Here is a 21,943-nt window from a genome sequence, read left to right as displayed (position 1 = left end):
CGAGAAGGCGTGGTGGTTACGGTGCCTCGGCCCTGGCGAGGTGTCATCGAGGAGTACCGCTCCTGGCTTCCGGTGGGTCCGGACACGCCGGTGGTCACCCTCGGCGAAGGGGGCACGCCGCTGGTCCCCTCGGCGTGGCTGGCCGAGGTCACCGGCTGCGAGGTGTGGATCAAGGTCGAGGGTGACAACCCCACCGGCTCCTTCAAGGACCGCGGCATGACGGTCGCCGTCTCCAAGGCCGCCGAGGCCGGGGTGAAGATGGTGGTCTGCGCCTCCACCGGCAACACCAGCGCCTCGGCCGCGGCGTACGCCTCGCGGGCCGGCCTGCAGCCGGTCGTGCTGGTGCCGGAGGGCCGGATCGCGCACGGCAAGCTGGCCCAGGCCATCGTGCACGGCGCCCGTCTGCTGCAGGTGCGCGGCAACTTCGACGACTGCCTGCGGCTCGCCCGCGGCCTCGCCGAGGAGTACCCCGTCGTTCTGGTCAACTCCGCCAACGAGGACAACTACCGGCTGGCCGGACAGAAGACCGCGGCGTTCGAGGTGGTCGACCTCCTCGGCGACGCGCCCGACCTGCACCTTCTGCCGGTGGGTAACGCCGGGAACGTCACCGCCTACTGGGCGGGTTACCAGGAGTACGCCGCGGCCGGGCACGCCACCCGGTGCCCGCGGATGTGGGGATTCCAGGCGGCCGGCGCCGCACCGATCGTCGCCGGTGAGCCGGTCGAGGACCCCGAGACCGTCGCCACCGCGATCCGGGTCGGCCACCCCGCCCGCTGGACCCAGGCGGTTGCCGCCCGGGACGAGTCCGGCGGCCGGATCGACGCCGTACCCGACGAGGAGATCCTCGCCGCGCAGGCCAAGCTGGCCGCCCGCGAGGGTGTTTTCGTCGAGCCGGCCTCCGCGGTCGGAGTGGCGGGCCTGCTGCGCGCCCACGCGGACGGGCTGGTCGACCCGGGACAACGGATCGTGATCACGGTGACCGGGCACGGCCTGAAGGATGTCGACACCGCGCTGGCGGCGGCCGGGGACCTGGTCAAGCTCGTCGTCCCCCCGGACCCCGAGGCCACCGCGCGGGCGCTGGAGCTGCGCTGACCGGGCGGATGCCCGGCTGGGTGCCAGGCTGGGTGCCCGGTGAGAAGCCGGGGTGGGAAGCCGAGCAGGAAGCCGGGCGGGAAGCCGGGCGGGCGGTCCGATGGGAGGAGAGGCGCAGATGAGCGCGCCGACGTTCGTGCCCGGGCGGGTCCGCGTCCGGGTGCCCGCGACCAGCGCCAACCTCGGTCCGGGCTTCGACGCGCTGGGTCTCGCGCTCGGCCTGTACGACGAGGTGGAGGTCGGGGTGGCACCCGGTGGGCTCGCGGTCACCGTCCGCGGCGAGGGTGCTGGAGAGGTTCCCACCGACGAGACCCATCTGGTCGTACGAGCCCTGCGGGCGACCCTCGACCGGCTCGGCGGCCAACCGCCCGGACTCACCCTGTCGTGCACCAACCACGTTCCGCACGGACGGGGGCTCGGGTCCTCGGCGGCAGCGATCGTGGCGGGCGTGCTGGCCGGCCGGGCGCTGGCCGAGTCCGGCAACTCCGCGATGGACGACGCCGAGGCGCTGGCGCTGGCGACCGAACTCGAAGGTCACCCAGATAATGTCGCCGCCTGCCTGCGTGGCGGCTTGACGATCGCGTGGATGACGGATTCGAACATACGGAGAGGTCTCGGCTCGGTCGGCCAGGCGGCCGGACGGGCAGTACGCCTCGATCCCGCGCGTGTGCAGCCAGTGGTGTTCGTACCCCGCACCGAGCTGTCGACCAGGACCGCACGCGGCCTGTTGCCCGACGTCGTCCCGCACGCGGACGCCGCCGCCAACGCCGGCCGGGCCGCGCTCCTCGTGGCCGCGCTCACCGGAACCCCGGGTGCGGCCGGCCGCTCCCCGGACGCGGGCGACGCCGCGGACGCCCCTGGGGGATCGCCCGGCGGTGAGGTCGACCTGGCCCTGCTGCTGACCGCGACCGAGGATCGGTTGCACCAGAACTACCGGGCCCCGGCCATGCCCGAGTCCGCCCAACTGGTCGCTGACCTGCGAGAACGCGGCCATCCGGCGGTGATCTCCGGCGCCGGGCCGACGGTGCTCGCCTTCACCCGGCCCGGCGGGGAGGACGAGGTGCGCGCCGCCGCGCCCGGCGGCTGGGCCGTGCACGTGCTCCCGGTGGACCGGGCGGGCGCGCGGGTGACCTCGGCGCAGACGGGGGAATGAGAACGCCGGGAGGGATGTTCACAGGGGGGAGCAGCCAGAACCCAGAGATTCTGTTAGGCTCCGTGACGAGCCCGAGCCCATGTTTCGGCTTGGCGCCATCTCGCCACGAATCCGGGAAGCGTTTCTTCGCTGTCAACAGTTTCTGTGGCGTCCCCTCTGTGGTTTTGTGCACTGTTTGTGCGGACAAAGGCACAGCCGGCGGACCCGGACTCGTCGAGAAGATCCACCTCGTGCGCACAGCGCGCGAACTCCACCAGGGAGGACCCGGCATTCGCCGGCAATCGACAGGTTGGCACGCGATCACCACGGCCGACATCACGCGTGGGAAGGACCTCACGTGACCGATACCACTGATCTCACCACCTCGCAGGCTCCCGACTCCGTTGTCTCCGGTCAGCCGTCCCAGGAGGACGGATCGACCCGGACGCGGCGTCGCGCGAGTGGCCTGTCGGGGATGGTGCTCGCCGAACTGCAGCAGGTCGCGCAGGGCCTCGGTATCACCGGGACCGCGCGGATGCGGAAGTCGCAGCTGATCGACGCCATCAAGGCGGCGCAGGCCGGCGGCACTCCGACACCTGCCGTTTCGGACGAGTCCGCCGCGCGTCCCGCGGCGAAGAGAGCGGCCCGCGCCCGAGGGCGCGGTGAGCAGACCCAGATCGACATCGCCGGCGGGGACGCGCCGGCCGGTGACGCCACCGCGGCCGGGACCGAGTCCCAGACCGACCCCACCGCCAACGGCAACGGTCAGCGGCGCCGGGCCCGCACCCAGGTGGCGGCGAGCGAGGAGCAGGCCACGGACGCGACCTCCGAGCGGGTACGCGACGAGCGGGAGACCGACCGCGACGGCGGCCGGGACAACCGGCGCGACGGCGGACGCGAGTCCGGCCGCGACGCCGGTCAGGAGACCGGCCGCGACGGCCGTGACTCCAACCGTGACTCCAACCGGGACAACCGCGAGTCCCGCGACAACCGCGAGGGCGACCGGGAAGGCGGTCGTGGCAACCGCGACAGCCGCGAGTCCCGCGACAACCGGGACCGTGACGGCCGCGACGGCAACCGGGACAACCGGGACCGAGACAGCCGCGACCCCAACCGCGACGGCGGCCGGGGCAACCGCAACAGCAGCAGCAACGATGACGACGAGGACGGCGGCGGCCGGCGTCGCAGGCGTCGCTCCCGCGACCGGTTCCGCGACCGCGACGGTGGCGGCGGTGGCCGCGACAGCGGTGGCCGCGACCGTGACGGTGGCCGCCGTGGCGGCCGGGACCGCTTCGACTCGGAGCCGCAGCTGTCCGAGGACGACGTACTCATCCCGGTGGCGGGAATACTGGACGTTCTCGACAACTACGCGTTCGTCCGCACCAGCGGCTTCCTGCCCGGCCCGAACGACGTCTACGTCTCCCTGGCCATGGTCAAGAAGTTCGGCCTGCGCAAGGGCGACGCCATCATCGGCGCCATCCGCCAGCCCCGCGAGGGCGAGCGGCGGGAGAAGTTCAACCCGCTGATCCGGGTGGACACCGTGAACGGCGCGGACCCGGAGCTGTCCAAGCAGCGGGCGGAGTTCAACAAGCTCACGCCGCTGTACCCGCAGGAGCGGTTGCGGCTCGAGGTCGACGCCAACAACCCCACGACGCGGATCATGGATCTGGTCACGCCGATCGGCAAGGGGCAGCGCGGTCTGATCGTCTCTCCGCCGAAGGCCGGAAAGACGCTGATCCTGCAGGCGATCGCCAACGCGATCACGCAGAACAACCCCGAGGCCCACCTCATGGTCGTGCTCGTCGACGAGCGCCCCGAGGAAGTCACCGACATGCAGCGGACGGTCAAGGGTGAGGTCATCGCCTCGACCTTCGACCGCCCGGCCGACGACCACACCACGGTCGCCGAGCTCGCGATCGAGCGGGCCAAGCGCCTGGTCGAGCTCGGCCACGACGTGGTGGTCCTGCTGGACTCGATCACCCGCCTGGGCCGGGCGTACAACATCGCGGCCCCGGCCAGCGGGCGGATCCTGTCCGGTGGTGTGGACTCCAGCGCGCTGTACCCGCCCAAGCGGTTCTTCGGCGCGGCCCGCAACATCGAGAACGGCGGCTCGCTGACGATCCTGGCGACCGCCCTGATCGAGACCGGCTCGAAGATGGACGAAGTGATCTTCGAGGAGTTCAAGGGCACCGGCAACATGGAGCTGCGGCTGCGGCGGGAGTTCTCCGAGAAGCGCATCTTCCCGGCGATCGACGTGGTGGCGTCCGGCACCCGGCGCGAGGAGCTCCTCATGGGCAAGGAGGAGCTCGGCATCGTCTGGAAGCTCCGCAGGGTCCTGTCCGGGCTCGACGGGCAGCAGGCACTCGAACTCGTCCTGGAGAAGCTGCGGCAGACCCGGAGCAACGTCGAGTTCCTGATGCAGATCAACAAGACGATGCCGACGGCGCCGTCCTCGTCCCGCGACCGCCGCGACGACGACTGATCCGACCGGGCCCGCGAGCCTCGGACCGAAGTTCGACCCCGGCTCCGCCCGCAGCTCCCTCGGGAATGCGGACGGGGCCGGGCCGGTTGAGCAGTCGTGGCGCCCAGATGGCACACTGATTCGCTGGCCCCGGTTCACGTCCCGCCCCAAGGTGTGACGACCCGGCGCCCCGAGAGCGGAGGAAAGCCGTGAAGCCTGACATCCACCCCCAGTACCGCGAGACGTCCGTGACCTGCACGTGTGGCAACGAGTTCACCACGCGCAGCACGTCGACCTCCGGCAGCATCCACACCGACGTGTGCTCCAACTGCCACCCCTTCTACACCGGCAAGCAGAAGCTGCTCGACACCGGTGGCCGGGTGGCCCGGTTCGAGAAGCGTTACGCGCAGGCCCAGGGCAAGAAGAGCAAGTAGCGAGCGTTCAGCGCCGGCCGGCGGACCTTTCCGGGTCCGCGTGGCCGGCGCTGTTTGCGTCCGCGCGGCCTGCCGCACCGTACGCCGCCGCCTTGATTCGTCTGCCCGCACACCTGCCGCTCCGCCCGTACCGCCCGTACCGCCCGTACCGCCCGTACCGCCCGTACCGCCACTGAGGAGGCCTCCGTGTTCGAATCCGTCGAGTCGCTGCTCGCCGAGCACGCCGACCTCGAGCGCCGCCTCGCCGACCCCGCGATCCACGCCGACCAGGCGAGCGCGCGCAAGGTCGGCCGGCGGTACGCCGAGCTGGGCCGGGTCGTGGCCGCGCACACCGCCTGGCGGGACCTCGTGGAGGACGCGGCGGCCGCCCGGGAGCTCGCGGCGGAGGACCCCGGCTTCGCCGAGGAGGCCGACCGCCTGGCCGGTGAGGAGGAGGCGGCGGCCGAGCGCCTGCGGCTGCTGTTGCTGCCCCGGGACCCGCACGAGGACAAGAACGTCCTGCTGGAGATCAAGGCCGGTGAAGGCGGCGCGGAGTCCGCGCTGTTCGCCGGCGACCTGGTGCGGATGTACCTCCGCTACGCCGAACGCCACGGCTGGAAGACCGAGACGCTCGACGTGGCCGAGTCCGACCTCGGCGGCGTCAAGAACCTCACCCTCGCAGTGAAGGGACGCAACGGCGCCGAGCCGGGGGAGACGCCGTACGCCCGGCTGAAGTTCGAGGGTGGCGTCCATCGCGTGCAACGGGTGCCCGTCACAGAGTCGCAGGGGCGCATCCACACCTCCGCCGCGGGGGTCCTGGTGCTGCCCGAGGCCGAGGACGTCGACGTGGAGATCGAGGACAAGGACCTGCGCGTCGACGTGTTCCGTTCGTCCGGACCCGGCGGGCAGAGCGTCAACACCACCGACTCCGCCGTACGCATCACCCACGTGCCCACCGGGATCGTGGTCTCCTGCCAGAACGAGAAGAGCCAGCTGCAGAACAAGGAGCAGGCCCTGCGCATCCTGCGGTCCCGGCTGCTGGCCGTGGCCCAGGAGGCCGCCGACCAGGAGGCCGCCGCGGCCCGCCGCAGCCAGGTGCGCACCGTCGACCGGTCCGAGCGGGTCCGTACGTACAACTTCCCCCAGAACCGCATCACCGACCACCGGGTCGGCTACACCGCCTACAACCTCGACCACGTGCTCGACGGCGAACTCGACGGGGTGATCGCGGCGCTGCTCGAAGCCGACCAGCGCGAGCGCCTCGGCGCGCTGGAGAGCCAGGCCGGCTGAGCCCGCGCCAGCCGACGATCCGTTGACCGAACGCCGATGACTCCCGTCCGGAAGGTTCTGGAACCCGCGGCCCGCCGCCTCGCCGAGGCCGGGGTCGCCTCGCCGCGGCACGACGCGGAGGCGCTGCTCGCCCATCTGCTGGGGGTGCCGAGGTCGCGGCTGGCGTGGTCCTCGATCGAGCTCGGCCCGGACCAGGAACGCCGGTACGCCGAGCTCGTCGCCCGCCGCGCGGGCCGCGAACCCCTGCAGCACCTCACCGGCACCGCGCCGTTCCGCCACCTGGAGCTCCTGGTCGGGCCGGGCGTCTTCGTGCCGCGGCCGGAGACCGAGGTGGTGGTCGACTGGGCGATCGGCGCCCTGGCCGGCCTCGCTCGTGGCCTCGGCGAAGCACCGCTGGTGGTCGACCTGTGCACGGGGTCCGGCGCGATCGCCGGGTCGATCGCGGGGGAGGTGCCCGGTGCGCGCGTGTACGCCGTCGAGCTGGACCCGGACGCGCACGCCTGGGCCGAGCGCAACCTCGCCGGCACCGACGTCACGCTGGTCCGCGGCGACGCGGCGACGGCGTTCCCCGACCTCGACGGCACGGTCGACCTGGTGATCGCCAACCCGCCGTACATCCCGCTGGAGGCCTACGAGTCGGTCGAGCGCGAGGTGCGCGACCACGATCCGGCGCTGGCGCTGTGGTCCGGGCCGGACGGCCTGGACGCCATCCGGATGGTCGAGCGGACGGCCGCGCGGCTGCTGCGGCCCGGCGGGGTGGCCGTCGTCGAACACGCCGACGTGCAGGGGGAGACCGCGCCCGCGGTGTTCGCCGGGACGGGCCGATGGGACCGCGTACGCGACCACCTGGACCTGGCCGGGCGGCACCGATTCGTCACCGCGTGGCGGGTCGCTCGCTGAAGGTGACCGGCGGTGTCCCGACGCCCCGGCGGCTGCCCGGTCGGTTCTCACCTCGGCATGGCACGATGAGCGACTGTGAGCGAACGCTATTCCTGCGCGGATCGGGACGAACGCACGATCGGGTTGGAAATCGCCGCCTCCGCGATCGCGGCCGGCGACCTCGTGGTGCTGCCCACCGACACCGTCTACGGCATCGCCGCCGACGCGTTCGTGCCGGCGGCGGTCGACGCCCTGCTGGCCGCCAAGGGCCGCGGCCACTCGATGCCGCCGCCGGTGCTGGTTGGCTCGGTCGCCACCCTCGACGGCATCGCCACCGACATCCCCGACGCCGGCCGGGCGCTGGTCAAGCAGTTCTGGCCGGGCGCCCTCACCATCATCTGCCGCCAGCAGCCCAGCCTGGTGTGGAACATCGGCGAGACCGGCGAGACGGTCGCGGTCCGCATGCCCGACGAGGAGATCTCGCTGGCGTTGCTGGAGAAGACCGGGCCTCTCGCGGTGAGCAGCGCCAACAAGTCCGGGGTTCCCGCCGCGACCACCTGTGACGACGCCGAGGAGCAGCTCGGTGACGACGTGTCGGTCTACCTCGACGGCGGCCCGACCCCGGGCTCGGTGGCGTCCACCATCGTCGACCTGACCGGCGGCACGCCGCGCATCCTGCGGGCCGGAGCGATCTCCCTGGCCCGGCTGCGCGCGGTGGTCCCCGAGATCGAGGACCTCGCCCGATGAGCGACACGTTCGCGATCCTCTACGTCTGCACCGGCAACATGTGCCGGTCGCCGATGGCCGAACGCATGACCAGGGCCGCCCTCGCGGCCAGGCTGGGACCGGACGCGGACCGCTTCACCGTGTACAGCGCGGGGACCGGCACGATGGACGGCCGGCAGATGACCACAGAGGCGGCGGCCCAGGTCAAGGCCTACGCCGCCGACCCCACCGGGTTCGTCTCCGCCGAGCTCACCGAGTCCCACGTGGGCGGTGCCGACCTGGTGCTGGCCGCCACCCGCGCCCACCGCAGCGACGTCGTGACGCTGGATCCGGGCGCGTTGCGGCGTACGTTCACGATCACCGAGTTCGCCCGGCTCGCCGCCGCCCTGACCGACCACGCAGCGGACCGGACCACGGTGGCCGCGCCGCCGGAGCTGCCCGCCGAGCCGGTCGAGCGGGCGCGGGCGCTGGTCGCGGCCGCCGCCCGGGCGCGGGGCACCGTGCGGCCCGCGCGGCTGGACGACGACGACATCCCCGACCCCATCGGGCAGTCGGTGGAGGTGTACGAACACGTCGGCGCGATCATCGCCGAGGCCGTCGGGGTGTCGGTCACCGCACTGGCCGGCTCGTAGGGCGGCCGCGTGCGCGAATACCTGCTGGTCCTTCTCGTCGCCGCCGGTACGACCTACCTCCTCGGTGGGCTCGCCCGGCGGTTCGCGGCGCGGATCGGGGCCGTCCGGGAGATCCGGGACCGCGACATCAACTCGGTCCCGATCCCGCGGCTGGGCGGGCTCGCGGTGCTCGGCGGGGTGCTGGCGGCGTTCGTGGTCTCCACCCATCTGCCGTTCCTGGGCCTGTTGCCCGAGTTGCGCGGGGACGTCTGGGCCCTCCTGCTCGCCGGGTTCGTGATCGCCGTGGTCGGCGCGGTCGACGACGTGGTCGACCTGGACCCGATCACCAAACTCGCCGGCCAGGTCGTCGCCGCGGGGATTCTGGTGGTGTCCGGCATCCAGCTGAACTGGCTGCCGCTGCCCGACGGCACCACGTTGTCGCTGTCCCCGGCGCAGAGCGCGATCGTGTCCGCGGTGGTGATCGTGGCGATGGCGAACGCCGTCAACTTCGTGGACGGGCTGGACGGCCTGGCCGCGGGGGTGGTGTGCGTCGGCGCCGCCGCGTTCTTCACGTACTCCTACGGCCTGACGGTGGGGCTGTCCCTCAACCGCGCGACCACGGCGACGCTGGTCACCGTGGTGGTGGCCGGTGCGTGCCTGGGCTTCCTGCCGCACAACTTCTTCCCGGCGCGGGTGTTCCTCGGCGACTCCGGCGCCTACCTGCTGGGCCTGATGCTGGCCGCCTCGACGATCAGCCTGACCGGCTGGCTGGACCCGAGCGTCACCGCGGCCACGAACGTACGGCAGAGCCTGCTGCCGGCGCTGCTGCCGTTGGTCCTGCCGATCGCGGTGATGGCGCTACCGTTCATCGACCTGCTGCTGGCGGTGATCCGGCGTACCCGCGCGGGACGGTCACCCTTCGACGCGGACAAGAAGCACCTGCACCACCGGCTGCACCTGGAGCTCGGGCACTCCCACCCGGGCGCGGTGCTGGTGATGTACCTGTGGGCCGGCGTGATGTCGTTCGGAATGGTCGCGGTCGGGTTGTGGACCAGCTGGGTCACCGCCGCCGTGGTGGGTGTGGTGGTCGTGGTGGCCATCCTGTGTACGGCCGTCCTGCCCCGGCGTCGTAAGCTGCCACATCCGCTGCGAGCCGGGTGAGTCCCGGCGGGGACCCCCGGCGAAGGGCCCCGAGGGCCGGATCCGGCCGGGGTGCGACCCACGGTCGGTGGGCGAGAATTCGAGTTTTGCCCGGACCTTGTGCTAAGTTTCACAAACCTTGATGGACTTCTCCCGAGGACGGCCGCCGTCGTGACGACCGACAGAGTGACCCCCCTGCTGCGCGGTGCGCTGCTCCCGACCCTGGTGGTCGCGGTGCTCACCGTCGCGGTGAGCACGGTGGTCGCCGGAAGTCGCGGGCTGGTCGGTGCCTTCGTCGGCGCGGCCGTGGTCCTGGTCTTCTCCGGCGTCGGACTCCTCGCGATGCGGGCGGTACGCACGATGTATCCCGAGGTGGTCCTCCTGGTCGCGGTGGGCAGCTACTTCGTCCGCGTGGTGATCTTCGGCGGACTGCTGGCCATTCTCGGCACGGTCGACGGGATCGACGACGTGCTCAACCGCACCGCCACCGCGCTCGCCGTGCTGGCCTGCGTGGCCACCTGGCTGGCGGGTGAGTTGCGGGCGTTCGTCCGCATGCGGCAGCCGATCTACGACTTCGACGACCGGCCCAGCGCCTCCAGCACCAGCGCCTCCAGCACCAGCGCCTCCAGCACCAGCGGTACCGGCACCTCCGGCGGTGCGTCGTGACCGCCGGGAGGGCGCGCCGGTGGGCCCCGGCCACGTGCCGCGCGTCATTACCGTCCCTTTACCCCGCCGGGGCCAACAGCCGCCCCGACTGCTACCGTTCGGTGCGCGATGAGGCAGAACGAGCCGCCCCCGCACCGCGGGCAGGATCCCTGGAGTGCCTTCGGCTATCTCGTGGCCGGAGTGGGACTCTACGGCGGACTCGGCTGGCTCGGCGACCACTACTTCCGAACGTCCTTCCTGGTGCCCGTGGGAATTCTGCTCGGCTTTGCGCTCGCGCTGTACCTCGTCTTCAAGCGGTACGGCCACCACGAGCCCAAGGACGACCAGTGACCCCCGCCACCATCACTCGACCAGTACGAGAGGAGAGCGTGTGAGCGCGATGATCCTCGCTGCGGACGGGGGCTTCACGCCACCAGGGCCGAGCGTCTTCGACCTGCCGCCCTATGTCGCCGGCGTCACCAAGCCGATGACGTTGCTGGTGCTGGCCGCGGTGGTCGTGGGTGTCTTCTTCGTCATGTCGGCACGCCGCGCGGCCATGGTGCCGGACCGGCTGCAGTACAGCGGCGAGATGGCCTACGGCTTCGTCCGCAACTCGATCGCGCGCGACGTGATCGGTTCGCACGACTTCATGAGGTTCGTCCCGTACCTCGTGACCCTGTTCTTCTTCATCCTGGTCAACAACCTGTTCGGGATCTTCCCGTTCCTGCAGTTCCCGACCTTCTCCCACATCGGCTTCGTCTACCCGCTGGCGCTGGTCAGCTGGGTCGTCTACAACGCGGTGGGAATCAAGAAGAAGGGCTTCGTCGGCTACCTGAAGCACCAGACGGTGCCCGCCGGGGTCGCACCGGTCATGTTGTTCCTGCTGGTCCCGCTGGAGTTCATCTCCAACATCCTCGTCCGGCCGATCACGCTGTCGCTGCGGCTCTTCGCCAACATGTTCGCCGGCCACCTCGTGCTGATCCTGTTCGCGGTCGGCGGCGAGTACCTCCTGCTCCACTCCGACGTGTTGTTCTTCAAGCCCGTCGGCGTGGTGTCGCTGCTCCTGGACATCGTGCTCTTCTTCCTCGAGCTCCTGGTCCAGGTGCTGCAGGCCTACATCTTCACGCTCCTGACGGCCAACTACATCTCCGGCGCCCTCGCCGAAGAGCACTGATCTGCTCCACAGCTCAATCCGAGTTCCATCCGCAACGAACGACCGAAGTAACCAAGGAAAGGACTGGCCCATGAGAGGCTCGCTCGCCATCATCGGCTACGGCCTGTCGGCCATCGGCCCCGGCGTAGGCATCGGCCTGATCTTCGCGGCGTACATCAACGGTGTCGCCCGCCAGCCCGAGGCGCAGGCGCGCCTGCAGACGATCGCGATTCTGGGGTTCGGTCTGGCCGAGGCGCTCGCGATCATCGGTATCGCACTCGCCTTCGTGTTCCAGGGCTGACCGCACACTAAGGGGCACTAGCCATGACATCGATCCTCGCCGCGGAGGAGACGGTAAACCCGCTCATTCCGCACCCGATCGAGATCATCCTGAGCCTGATCGTCTTCGGCATCCTGTTCTACGTCGTCCGTACGTGGGTCGCGCCGAGGTTCGAGAAGGCGTTCGCCGAGCGCGCCGAGGCCATCGAGGGTGGGCTCAAGCGGGCCGAGGAGACGCAGGCCGAGGCCAAGGCTGCCCTCGAGCGGTACCAGCAGCAGCTGGCGGAGGCTCGGCACGAGGCGTCCCGCATTCGCGAGGAAGCCAAGGAGCAGGGCGCCGCGATCGTGGCGGAGATGCGGGAGCAGGCCCAGGCCGAGGCCCAGCGGATCGTCGCGCAGGCGCACACCCAGCTCGAGGCGGAGCGGCAGCAGGCGCTGCTGCAGCTGCGCAGCGAGATCGGTGACCTGTCCACCCAGCTCGCCAGCCGGATCGTCGGTGAGGCGCTCGAGGACGAGGACCGCCAGCGGCGCATCGTCGAACGCTTCATCGCCGAGCTGGAGCAGCAGCCTGTCGGAGAGGCACGATGACGGACTTCCACGGCACCTCGCGGGAGGCGGTGGCGACCCTGCGGCAGCGGGTGCGGGGCGTCACCGGCACGCCCGCGGAGCTCGTCGAGGCCGGGCAGCAGCTGTTCTCCGTCGTCCGGCTGCTGGACGCCCAACCGGTGTTGCGGCGGGCCCTCACCGACTCCACCCGGACCCCGGACGACCGGGCCGCGCTCGCCGGCAACCTGCTGGGAGCACGGATCGGCGCCCAGGCGCTGGACCTCGTGACCGCCGCGGTCCGCCTTTCCTGGCCGCGGACGCGCCAGCTCATCGACGCCTTGGAAGAGGTCGGTGCGCTGGTGCTGGTGCGGGCTTCGGAGGAGGAGGGACGCCTCGACGACCTCGAGGACGCCCTGTTCCGCTTCGCCCGGCTCCTGGAGCGGGAGGAAGGCCTCCAGCTGGCGCTGACCGACCCGAGGATCCCGGCGGAGAACCGGGCCACCCTGGTCCGGGAGCTGCTCGCGGGGAAGGCACCCGAGGGGGCCGTACCCTTGGTGGAGCAGGCGGTGGTGGCCCCGCGGGGGCGCTCGCTCACCGAGGCGCTCGACGCCTACGCCAAACTCGCCGCCGGGTGGCGGGAGCGGCTGGTGGCCACCGTCCGTACGGCGACGCCGCTGAGCGCCGCCGACCAGGATCGGCTGGCAGGCGCGCTGCGTCGCCAGTACGGCCACGACGTACACCTCAACATCCTGGTAGACCCCGGGGTTCTCGGCGGCTTGCGCGTCGAGCTGGGCGCCGAGGTCATCGACGGCACGATCGCCAGTCGGCTGGATGACGCGCGGCGCCGGTTGGCCGGCTGACCGCCCCGCACACACCTGAGATTGCCGAGAGAGCAGGGACCACGAAGATGTCGGAGCTGACGATCCGCCCGGAGGAGATCCGGGAAGCGTTGGAGCGTTTCGTCTCGAGCTACCAGCCCGCCGAGCTGGCCGCCGAAGAGGTCGGCACGGTCGTCGACGCCGGTGACGGCATCGCGCACATCGAGGGCCTGCCGTCCGCGATGGCCAACGAGCTGCTGGAGTTCGAGGACGGCACGCTCGGAATGGCGTTGAACCTCGACGTCCGCGAAATCGGTGCGGTCGTCCTCGGTGAGTTCACCGGGATCGAGGAGGGCCAGACGGTCCGCCGTACCGGCCAGGTGCTGTCGGTGCCGGTCGGCGAGGGCTACCTCGGCCGCGTGGTCGACGCGCTCGGCAAGCCGATCGACGGCCTGGGCGAGATCACCGGCCTGGAGGGCAACCGCGCGCTGGAGCTGCAGGCTCCGGGCGTGATGGCGCGCCAGCCGGTGAAGGAGCCGCTGCAGACCGGCATCAAGGCGATCGACGCGATGATCCCGATCGGTCGCGGTCAGCGCGAGCTGCTGATCGGTGACCGCAAGACCGGCAAGACAACGGTCGCGGTAGACACGATCATCAACCAGAGGGCCAACTGGCAGAGCGGCGACCCGACCAAGCAGGTCCGCTGCATCTACGTCGCGGTCGGCCAGAAGGGCACCACGATCGCGGAGGTCAAGCGCACGCTCGAGGACGCCGGCGCCATGGAGTACACCACCATCGTCGCGGCTCCCGCCTCCGAGCCCGCGGGCTTCAAGTACATCGCCCCCTACACCGGCTCGGCCATCGGCCAGCACTGGATGTACGGCGGCAAGCACGTCCTGATCGTGTTCGACGACCTGTCCAAGCAGGCCGAGGCCTACCGCGCGATGTCGCTGCTGCTGCGCCGCCCGCCGGGCCGCGAGGCCTACCCCGGTGACGTGTTCTACCTCCACAGCCGGCTGCTGGAGCGTTGCGCGAAGCTGTCCGCCGAGCTCGGTGCCGGCTCGATGACCGGCTTCCCGGTGATCGAGACCAAGGCCAACGACATCTCGGCGTACATCCCGACCAACGTCATCTCGATCACCGACGGACAGATCTTCTTCCAGTCCGACCTGTTCAACGCCAACCAGCGCCCGGCGGTCGACGTCGGCCAGTCGGTGTCCCGGGTCGGTACGTCCGCGCAGACCAAGGCGATGAAGGCGGTCGCGGGCCAGCTCAAGCTGGACCTCGCGCAGTACCGCGAGATGCAGGCGTTCGCGATGTTCGCCTCCGACCTCGACGCCGCCTCCCGTCGCCAGCTCGAGCGCGGCCAGCGGCTGACCGAGCTGCTCAAGCAGCCGCAGTCCTCGCCGTACCCGGTCGAGGAGCAGGTGGTCTCGATCTGGCTAGGCACCACCGGGAAGCTCGACGACGTTCCGGTCGAGGACGTGCGCCGGTTCGAGAGCGAGTTCCTCGACTTCCTGCGCCGGGACCGGCCCGGCATCCTGAACGCCATCCGCGAGACGCTCAACTTCACCGACGACACGGTGAACGCGCTGGAAGAGGCGGTCACCGACTTCAAGCAGACCTTCGAGACCTCCGACGGCCAGCTGCTCAAGCCGGGCCGGGAAGAGGTGGAGGCGCTGGACGAGGAGAGCGTCGAGCAGGAGAAGATCGTCCGGCAGAAGCGGGGCTGAGCCATGGCAGGCAAGATCCGCATCTATCGTCAGCGCATCCGCGCGGTGACGACGATCAAGAAGAGCACCCGGGCGATGGAGCTGGTCGCCGCGTCCCGCATCCGCCGTGCGCAGGAGCGCTCGCGGGCGGCCACGCCGTACGCCCGGGAGCTCACCCGCGCGGTCTCCGCGCTGGCGACGTACTCCCACGTCGACCACCCGATCACCACCGAGCGGGAGAACCCGCGCCGGGCGGCCATGCTGGTCATCTCCAGCGACCGCGGCCTGGCCGGGGCGTACTCCTCCAGCGTGCTGCGGGAGGGCGAGCGGCTCGCCGAGCTGCTGCGCGGCGAGGGCAAGGAAGTCGTTCCGTACCTCTGTGGTCGCAAGGCGGTGGCCTTCTACCGCTTCCGCAACCGCGAGATCGCCGGGCAGTGGACGGGCTTCTCCGACGGGCCGAGCTACGACGACGCCCGCACGGTCGGCCAGGAGCTGACCCAGGCGTTCCTGGCCGGCTCCGACGAGGGCGGCGTGGACGAGATCCACATCGTCTACACCCAGTTCGTCAGCATGATGACGCAGCGGCCCGAGGTCATCCGGCTGATGCCGCTGGAGGTCGTCGAGGGCGAGGAGCCCCCGGCGCAGGAGGATGTGCTGCCGCTGTACGAGTTCGAGCCCTCGGCCGCCGAGGTGCTGGATGCGTTGCTGCCGCGCTACGTCGACAACCGCATCTACCACTGCATGCTGCAGGCGGCGGCCAGTGAGCTCGCGGCCCGCCAGCGTGCGATGAAGTCGGCCACCGACAACGCGGAGGAGCTGATCCGTACGCTCACCCGCGAAGCAAACCAGGCCCGCCAGGCCGAGATCACCCAAGAAATCAGCGAGATCGTCGGTGGCGCTAGCGCGCTCGCCGAGTCAAGCGCTGGGAGTGAGTGAGAGAGATGACTGCCACGATTGGCGAGAACACCGCCGAGAAGTCGGCTGCCGGCGTCGGCCGTGTCGCACGCGTGATCGGCACGGTCGTCGACGTCGAGTTCCCCGCCGGCTCGATCCCCGACATCTACAACGCGCTGAAGACCGAGATCACCCTCGGCGACCAGCGCCAGACCCTGACGTTCGAGGTGCAGCAGCACCTGGGTGAGAACATCGTCCGGGCGATCTCGCTGCAGCCGACCGACGGTCTGGTGCGCGGCCAGGACGTGCGCGACACCGGTGGCCCGATCACGGTGCCGGTCGGCGACGTGGCCAAGGGACACGTCTGGAACGTCGCCGGTGAGTGCCTGAACGCCGAGGAGGGCGAGACGCTCGAGATCACCGAGCGCTGGCCGATCCACCGGCAGGCCCCGCCGTTCGACCAGCTCGAGGGCAAGACCGAGATGCTGGTCACCGGCATCAAGGTGATCGACCTGCTCACGCCGTACGTCCAGGGCGGAAAGATCGGTCTGTTCGGTGGCGCGGGTGTGGGCAAGACGGTGCTCATCCAGGAGATGATCATCCGGGTCGCCCGCAACTTCGGTGGCACCTCCGTCTTCGCGGGCGTCGGCGAGCGCACCCGTGAGGGCAACGACCTCATCCTCGAGTTCGACGAGAGCGGCGTCATCAAGGACACCGCGCTCGTGTACGGCCAGATGGACGAGCCGCCGGGCACCCGGCTCCGGGTCGCGCTGGCCGGTCTGACGATGGCGGAGTACTTCCGCGACGTGCAGCGTCAGGACGTGCTGCTGTTCATCGACAACATCTTCCGCTTCACCCAGGCGGGTGCGGAGGTGTCGACCCTGCTCGGCCGGATGCCGTCGGCGGTGGGTTACCAGCCCACGCTGGCCGACGAGATGGGCCTGCTGCAGGAGCGGATCACCTCCACCCGTGGGCACTCGATCACCTCGATGCAGGCGGTCTACGTGCCGGCGGACGACTACACCGACCCGGCTCCGGCGACGGCGTTCACGCACTTCGACGCCACCACCGAGCTCTCCCGGGACCTCGCCGCTCAGGCGATCTACCCGGCCATCGACCCGCTGAGCTCAACGTCGCGCATCCTGGACCCGCGCTACATCTCTCAGGAGCACTACGACACGGCCATCCGGGTCAAGCAGATCCTGCAGCGCAACCGCGAGCTTCAGGACATCATCGCCATCCTCGGTATCGACGAGCTTCCCGAAGAAGACAAGATCACCGTGGCCCGGGCGCGCAAGCTGCAGCGGTTCCTGTCCCAGAACACCTTCGCGGCCACGCAGTTCACCGGCATCGAGGGATCGTTCGTCCCGCTGGAGGAGACCATCGAGGCCTTCAAGAAGGTCTGCGACGGCGAGTACGACCACGTGGGTGAGCAGGCGTTCTACTCCGTCGGTGGGCTGGACGACGTGGAGCGCAAGTGGGCGGAGATCCAGAAGGGCCTCTGACCGGCTCGCGGTACGCGGTACAGATGTGACGATCGGGGCCTCCCGGGCGCAGGCCGCCCGGGAGGCCCTGTCGGCAGAACCTGCACCGATCCGGCACATGCTCGGCTCTTGTCGGGCAGTGGTTCGGTGGTGCGGGGTAGCCGGAAGTGGAATGCCCGGGAGCGGGTATTCTCCCCAGAACGAATTCAGGCGAGACCGAATTCAGGCCAGGAGGATTCACGGTGGCAGAGCCCCTGCACGTCGAGCTGGTCGCACCGGACCGCACGGTCTGGTCGGGCGAGGCGACGACTGTCATCGCCCGTACGTCCGAAGGTGACATCGGGATCCTGCCCGGGCACGCGCCGGTCCTGGGTCTCCTGGTCGACGGCGTGGTCGAGGTACGCACGCCTGAGTCGGAGATCTACGTCGCCGCGGTCCAGGGCGGATTCCTCTCGGTCGCGAACGACCGGGTGTCGATTCTTGCCGAATACGCCGAGATGTCCCACGAGATCGATCTCGAGGCGGCGCGGCAGGAACTCGAGCGGGCCCGATCGGCCGGCGAGAACGACCAGGAAGCTCTCGAACACGTACGCCGCGCCGAGGCCCGCGTACGCGCTGTCGAGATGGCTTCCTGACGGCTGGGCGGGGGGTGGGTGTGGCAGCAGCGACAGGTCATGCGGCCGCGCCGCGCACGCCCTCCCGTGAGCCCGCCCGCCGTCCTTCAGCCTGCCGTCCTGCCCGAAGGCGCCACTGTCCCGGCGGGCGCAGATGATGCTCGAGATCATCCTCGAGTTCGCCGGGCTGATCCTCGTGCTCGTCGTCCTGTGTCTCGCCGGGCTGGCATTTCGCCGCCGCCTGCTGCAACGCGGCGGCGGCACTTTCGACTCCAGCCTCAGGTTGCACAAGCAGGCCAACGGCAAGGGCTGGTCACTCGGCGTCGCCCGGTACGCCGGAGACACCGTGGAGTGGTTTCCGGTCTTCTCCTACGCTTTGCGGCCCCGTCGGTCGTTCTCCCGGAACGACCTGATCGTGCAGGCCCGCCGCGACCCGGCAGCCAACGAGGCGCTCGGGCTCTACGCCGGCCACGTGGTGGTCGAGTGTGAGCAGGCCGGCCGGACGGTCGAGCTGGCGATGGCCGAGGACGCACTGACCGGCTTCCTGGTGTGGCTGGAGGCGGCCCCGCCGGGCCGCCGGCACGCACCGCTCTGAGGCTTCCGTCGACCGGCCGACCCCGACGGATGCGCTAGGAGCGTCCCGCCTGGTCGGCCCGCCCGCCGCCCGGCTGCCACAGCACGTCTCCCCGCTCGGCATTGGCCACCCGGGCCAGGATGAACAGCAGGTCCGACAGCCGGTTGAGGTACTTGATCGTGTCCGCGTTCATCGTGTCCGCGTGCTCCTCCCAGGCCGCCCACGCGGTGCGTTCGGCCCGCCGGGTCACCGTGCGGGCCGTGTGCAGCAGGGCGGCGCCGGGTGTCCCGCCGGGGAGCACGAAGGAGCGCAGCGGCTCGATCCGCTCGTTGAAGGCGTCGCAGTGCGCCTCGAGGCGTTCGACGTACTCCGGGGTGATCCGCAGGGCCGCGCCGGGGTCGGCGCCTGGGTCGACCGGGTTGCCGAGGTCGGCGCCCAGGTCGAAGAGGTCGTTCTGCACCTCCACCAGGACCGCCGCCACGTCCTCGGCCAGATCGCCGAGGGCGAGCGCGGTGCCGATGCTCGCGTTGGCCTCGTCCACGTCGGCGTACGCCGCCAGCCGGCGGTCGGTCTTGGTGACCAGGCTGTTGTCGACCAGCCGGGTCCGCCCGCCGTCTCCGGCGCGGGTGTAGATCCGAGTGAGGTTGACCATGTCCGCAGCCTAGGGCCTTTACGTGGGGCAGGACTGGCAGGACCGTCAGGACTGCGGGTCCCGGGACACCTCACCCTCGGCGGGTGGTCTCGTCCCGAACGACGAGTGTGCCGCACGGCGTGAGGACGCGGGCTCATAGCATGCACGGGTGGAACGGCTGAGAATTCGCGGTGGCAACCGGCTCGTGGGCGAGGTGCCGGTCAGCGGCGCCAAGAACAGCGCGCTGAAACTGATGGCGGCGTCGTTGCTCACGCAGGGTCGTATGGTCCTGCACAACGTGCCCGACATCCTGGACGTGACGTTCATGGGTGCCCTGCTCAAACGGATGGGCTGTGAGCTCGACACCTCGAAGTTCGACAGCGGGACGCTCACCATCGACGTGCCCGAGTCGATCCACCACGAGGCCGACTACGACCTCGTACGCCGGCTCCGCGCCTCCATCACGGTGCTCGGCCCGCTGGTGGCCCGCACCGGCCGGGCGAAGGTGGCGTTGCCGGGCGGTGACAGTATCGGCTCCCGCGGCCTGGGCATGCACGTGTCCGGGCTGGAACGCATGGGTGCCCAGATCGGTGTGGAGCACGGCTTCGTGGTGGCCGAGGCCCCGGCGGGGCTGCACGGCGCGACCATCCTGCTGGACTTCCCGAGCGTCGGTGCCACCGAGAACCTCCTGCTGGCGGCCACCCTGGCCCGCGGTACGACGTTGATCGACAACGCCGCCCGCGAGCCGGAGATCGTCGACATCGCCGACATGCTCACCAAGATGGGCGCGAAGATCGGCGGGATCGGCACCTCCACGCTGGAGGTGGAAGGACCGGCGGACCTGTCCGCGGTCGAGCACACCGTGGTGCCGGACCGGATGGTGGCCGGCACCTGGGCGATCGGTGCCGTCGTGACCGGCGGGGAAGTCACCCTCCGGGACGCCCGGGCCGACCACCTGGACATCGTGCTGGACAAGCTGACCCGGGCCGGCGCGTCGGTGCGGACCGGGCCGGTGAGCTTCACGGTCGGGATGGAGGGGCGGCCGCGCGCGGTCAACGTCGTGACGCTGCCGTACCCGGGGTTCCCGACCGACCTGCAGGCGATGATGGTGGCGCTGGCGGCGATCAGCGAGGGCACCTCGATGGTGACCGAGAACCTCTTCGACGGGCGGTTCCGGTTCGTCCAGGAGCTGGCCCGGCTGGGCGCGGACGTACGCACCGACGGCCACCACGCGGTGATCCGGGGACGTCCCGCGCTGTCCGGCGCCCCCGTGGAGGCGACCGACATCCGGGCGGGCGCGGGCCTGCTGCTGGCCGGGCTGGTCGCGGAGGGGGAGACGCTGGTGTCCGGCGTACACCACCTCGACCGCGGTTATCCCCGCCTGGTGGAGGTGCTGCAGGGCCTGGGCGCGGAGGTGCTGCGCGAGCCGGACACCGTCGACCTCGGCTGACCGGCCCGCGGCGCGGGCCGGTGCGTGCCGGTCAGTGGACCTCCACCTGGGCGCCGAGCCCCTCCAGCTTGGGCAGGAAGTTCTCGTACCCCCGGGCGAAGATGTCGATCCCGCGCAACGTCGACCTGCCCTGCGCGGTGAGCGCGGCGATCATGTACGAGAAGCCGCCCCGCAGGTCGGGCACGGTGAGGTCGGCCCCGCGCAGCGACGTGGGGCCGGAGATCACCGCCGAGTGGGTGTAGTTGCGGCGTCCGAACCTGCACGGCGTGGCGCCCAGGCAGTCGGTGAACGCCTGGATCTGCGCGCCCAGCCGGACCAGCGCCTCGGTGAAGCCCAGGCGGTTCTCGTACACCGTCTCGTGCAGGATCGACAGCCCGGTCGCCTGGGTCAGCGCGACCACGAGCGGCTGCTGCCAGTCGGTCATGAACCCGGGGTGGACGTCGGTCTCCAGTGCGACGGCGTTGAGCTTGCCGCCCGGGTGCCAGAACCGGATGCCCTCGTGGGTGACCATGAACTCCCCGCCGGCCCGGCGGTAGACGTTCAGGAAGGTCATCAGGTCGACCTGGCGGGCGTTGCGGACGAACACCTCACCGCCGGTGGCCAGCGCCGCGCAGGCCCACGAGGCGGTCTCCATCCGGTCCGGCAGCGCCTCGTGGATGTAGCCGCCGAGCCGGCGTACGCCGGTGATGCGGATGACCCGGTCGGTGTCGAGGTTGATGATCGCGCCCATCTTCTGCAGGACGCAGATCAGATCGATGATCTCCGGCTCGACGGCGGCGTTGCGCAACTCGGTGACCCCCTGGGCGCGGACGGCGGTGAGGAGCACCTGCTCGGTGCTGCCCACGCTGGGGTAGGGGAGTTCGAGCTGGGTGCCGGTGAGGCCGTCCGGCGCGGTGATCTGCAGGCCCTCGGGCCGCTTGTCCACGACCGCGCCGAACTGCCGGAGCGCGTCCAGGTGGAAGTTGATCGGCCGGTCACCGATCCGGCACCCGCCCAGGTCGGGGATGAACGCGTGCCCGATGCGGTGCAGCAGCGGCCCGCAGAGCAGGATCGGAATCCGGCTCGATCCCGCGTGCACCTCGATGTCGCCCATCGTCGCCTGCTCGACCCGGGAGGGGTCGAGGACCAGCGAGTGCGGACCGTCGGCGCCGTCGCGCACGGTCACCCCGTGCAGCTCCAACAGCTCGCGGACGATCGTGACGTCGCTGATCCGGGGGACGTTGGTCAGCGTCGACGGCTGGTCGCCGAGCACGGCCGCCACCATCGCCTTGGGGACGAGGTTCTTGGCGCCGCGTACGGAAATCTCACCGGTCAGCGGTGTGCCGCCCGACACCTCCATGGTGTCTGCTTTCATACCGCTCACACGTCTCCCTCCTGGTGGTCGTACGCCGCGACTTCG

23 protein-coding genes are annotated in these 21,943 nt (G+C 70.8%); 21 read left to right on the top strand and 2 right to left on the bottom strand.

Going from position 1 to position 21,943, the window contains the following annotated elements; all coding sequences use genetic code 11:
- Window positions 1-12 precede the first annotated feature (12 nt).
- From thrC to ABZV93_RS23245, 20 genes are all read left to right on the top strand, one after another.
- Entirely contained in the window at window positions 13-1,092 is a 1,080-nt protein-coding gene (gene thrC / locus ABZV93_RS23340) for a threonine synthase (RefSeq protein ID WP_354939649.1), read from the top strand.
- A gap of 118 nt (window positions 1,093-1,210) precedes the next feature.
- Window positions 1,211-2,245: a homoserine kinase gene (thrB, locus tag ABZV93_RS23335; protein ID WP_354939594.1), complete on the top strand. Its 1,035-nt coding sequence runs from the start codon at window positions 1,211-1,213 to the stop codon at window positions 2,243-2,245.
- A 337-nt stretch (window positions 2,246-2,582) separates the two neighbouring features.
- Window positions 2,583-4,706, top strand: a complete 2,124-nt coding sequence (rho, locus tag ABZV93_RS23330) for a transcription termination factor Rho (protein ID WP_354939592.1) — start codon at window positions 2,583-2,585, stop codon at window positions 4,704-4,706.
- A 188-nt stretch (window positions 4,707-4,894) separates the two neighbouring features.
- Window positions 4,895-5,119, top strand: coding sequence for a 50S ribosomal protein L31 (gene rpmE / locus ABZV93_RS23325; RefSeq protein WP_354939590.1), 225 nt, complete (start codon window positions 4,895-4,897; stop codon window positions 5,117-5,119).
- A gap of 186 nt (window positions 5,120-5,305) precedes the next feature.
- On the top strand, window positions 5,306-6,388 hold the full coding sequence (gene prfA / locus ABZV93_RS23320) for a peptide chain release factor 1 (protein ID WP_354939588.1): 1,083 nt from the start codon (window positions 5,306-5,308) through the stop codon (window positions 6,386-6,388).
- Window positions 6,389-6,424: 36 nt separating this feature from the next.
- On the top strand, window positions 6,425-7,288 hold the full coding sequence (gene prmC, locus ABZV93_RS23315) for a peptide chain release factor N(5)-glutamine methyltransferase (protein ID WP_354939586.1): 864 nt from the start codon (window positions 6,425-6,427) through the stop codon (window positions 7,286-7,288).
- 75 nt (window positions 7,289-7,363) lie between these two features.
- Window positions 7,364-8,014: an L-threonylcarbamoyladenylate synthase gene (locus tag ABZV93_RS23310; RefSeq protein ID WP_354939584.1), complete on the top strand. Its 651-nt coding sequence runs from the start codon at window positions 7,364-7,366 to the stop codon at window positions 8,012-8,014.
- Complete coding sequence (locus ABZV93_RS23305; RefSeq protein WP_354939582.1) at window positions 8,011-8,625, top strand: hypothetical protein; 615 nt, start codon at window positions 8,011-8,013, stop codon at window positions 8,623-8,625. Before ABZV93_RS23310 ends, ABZV93_RS23305 begins: the two co-directional genes overlap by 4 nt.
- Window positions 8,626-8,634: 9 nt before the next feature.
- Window positions 8,635-9,765: an MraY family glycosyltransferase gene (locus tag ABZV93_RS23300; protein WP_354939581.1), complete on the top strand. Its 1,131-nt coding sequence runs from the start codon at window positions 8,635-8,637 to the stop codon at window positions 9,763-9,765.
- Window positions 9,766-9,915: 150 nt separating this feature from the next.
- A complete protein-coding gene (locus ABZV93_RS23295) occupies window positions 9,916-10,410 on the top strand; it encodes a hypothetical protein (RefSeq protein ID WP_354939579.1) in 495 nt (164 codons plus the stop codon).
- 108 nt (window positions 10,411-10,518) lie between these two features.
- Window positions 10,519-10,740 carry a hypothetical protein gene (locus ABZV93_RS23290; protein WP_354939577.1) on the top strand — a complete coding sequence of 74 codons (222 nt, stop codon included), beginning with the start codon at window positions 10,519-10,521 and terminating at the stop codon, window positions 10,738-10,740.
- Window positions 10,741-10,789: 49 nt separating this feature from the next.
- Complete coding sequence (atpB, locus tag ABZV93_RS23285) at window positions 10,790-11,563, top strand: F0F1 ATP synthase subunit A (protein ID WP_354939647.1); 774 nt, start codon at window positions 10,790-10,792, stop codon at window positions 11,561-11,563.
- 70 nt (window positions 11,564-11,633) lie between these two features.
- The gene (atpE, locus tag ABZV93_RS23280) at window positions 11,634-11,843 is read left to right on the top strand and encodes an ATP synthase F0 subunit C (protein WP_092656466.1); all 210 of its coding nucleotides are present in this window, start codon (window positions 11,634-11,636) and stop codon (window positions 11,841-11,843) included.
- A gap of 23 nt (window positions 11,844-11,866) precedes the next feature.
- Complete coding sequence (locus ABZV93_RS23275) at window positions 11,867-12,409, top strand: F0F1 ATP synthase subunit B (RefSeq protein WP_354939575.1); 543 nt, start codon at window positions 11,867-11,869, stop codon at window positions 12,407-12,409.
- Window positions 12,406-13,227, top strand: coding sequence for a F0F1 ATP synthase subunit delta (locus ABZV93_RS23270; RefSeq protein ID WP_354939573.1), 822 nt, complete (start codon window positions 12,406-12,408; stop codon window positions 13,225-13,227). The genes ABZV93_RS23275 and ABZV93_RS23270 overlap by 4 nt, the downstream gene beginning before the upstream one ends.
- 47 nt (window positions 13,228-13,274) lie before the next feature.
- Window positions 13,275-14,918, top strand: a complete 1,644-nt coding sequence (atpA, locus tag ABZV93_RS23265; protein ID WP_354939571.1) for a F0F1 ATP synthase subunit alpha — start codon at window positions 13,275-13,277, stop codon at window positions 14,916-14,918.
- Between the two features lie 3 nt (window positions 14,919-14,921).
- The gene (locus ABZV93_RS23260; protein WP_354939569.1) at window positions 14,922-15,833 is read left to right on the top strand and encodes a F0F1 ATP synthase subunit gamma; all 912 of its coding nucleotides are present in this window, start codon (window positions 14,922-14,924) and stop codon (window positions 15,831-15,833) included.
- 5 nt (window positions 15,834-15,838) lie between these two features.
- Window positions 15,839-17,296, top strand: coding sequence for a F0F1 ATP synthase subunit beta (atpD, locus tag ABZV93_RS23255; protein ID WP_354939567.1), 1,458 nt, complete (start codon window positions 15,839-15,841; stop codon window positions 17,294-17,296).
- A 221-nt stretch (window positions 17,297-17,517) separates the two neighbouring features.
- Complete coding sequence (locus ABZV93_RS23250) at window positions 17,518-17,910, top strand: F0F1 ATP synthase subunit epsilon (protein WP_354939565.1); 393 nt, start codon at window positions 17,518-17,520, stop codon at window positions 17,908-17,910.
- A gap of 136 nt (window positions 17,911-18,046) precedes the next feature.
- Window positions 18,047-18,484, top strand: a complete 438-nt coding sequence (locus tag ABZV93_RS23245) for a DUF2550 domain-containing protein (RefSeq protein WP_354939563.1) — start codon at window positions 18,047-18,049, stop codon at window positions 18,482-18,484.
- A gap of 34 nt (window positions 18,485-18,518) precedes the next feature.
- Here ABZV93_RS23245 and ABZV93_RS23240 read toward each other — a convergent pair whose 3' ends face one another.
- Window positions 18,519-19,115, bottom strand: a complete 597-nt coding sequence (locus ABZV93_RS23240; RefSeq protein WP_354939561.1) for a cob(I)yrinic acid a,c-diamide adenosyltransferase — start codon at window positions 19,113-19,115, stop codon at window positions 18,519-18,521.
- A gap of 148 nt (window positions 19,116-19,263) precedes the next feature.
- Here ABZV93_RS23240 and murA (ABZV93_RS23235) point away from each other — a divergent pair, with 148 nt between their 5' ends.
- Window positions 19,264-20,544, top strand: coding sequence for a UDP-N-acetylglucosamine 1-carboxyvinyltransferase (murA, locus tag ABZV93_RS23235; protein ID WP_354939559.1), 1,281 nt, complete (start codon window positions 19,264-19,266; stop codon window positions 20,542-20,544).
- A 31-nt stretch (window positions 20,545-20,575) separates the two neighbouring features.
- Here murA (ABZV93_RS23235) and murA (ABZV93_RS23230) read toward each other — a convergent pair whose 3' ends face one another.
- Window positions 20,576-21,898, bottom strand: coding sequence for a UDP-N-acetylglucosamine 1-carboxyvinyltransferase (murA, locus tag ABZV93_RS23230; protein WP_354939557.1), 1,323 nt, complete (start codon window positions 21,896-21,898; stop codon window positions 20,576-20,578).
- Window positions 21,899-21,943: the final 45 nt, after the last annotated feature.

This window comes from Actinopolymorpha sp. NPDC004070 (assembly GCF_040610475.1).
Classification (GTDB): Bacteria; Actinomycetota; Actinomycetes; order Propionibacteriales; family Actinopolymorphaceae; genus Actinopolymorpha.
Note: the sequence above shows the minus strand (reverse complement) of the source record. Positions and strands in the feature narration are given on the sequence as shown.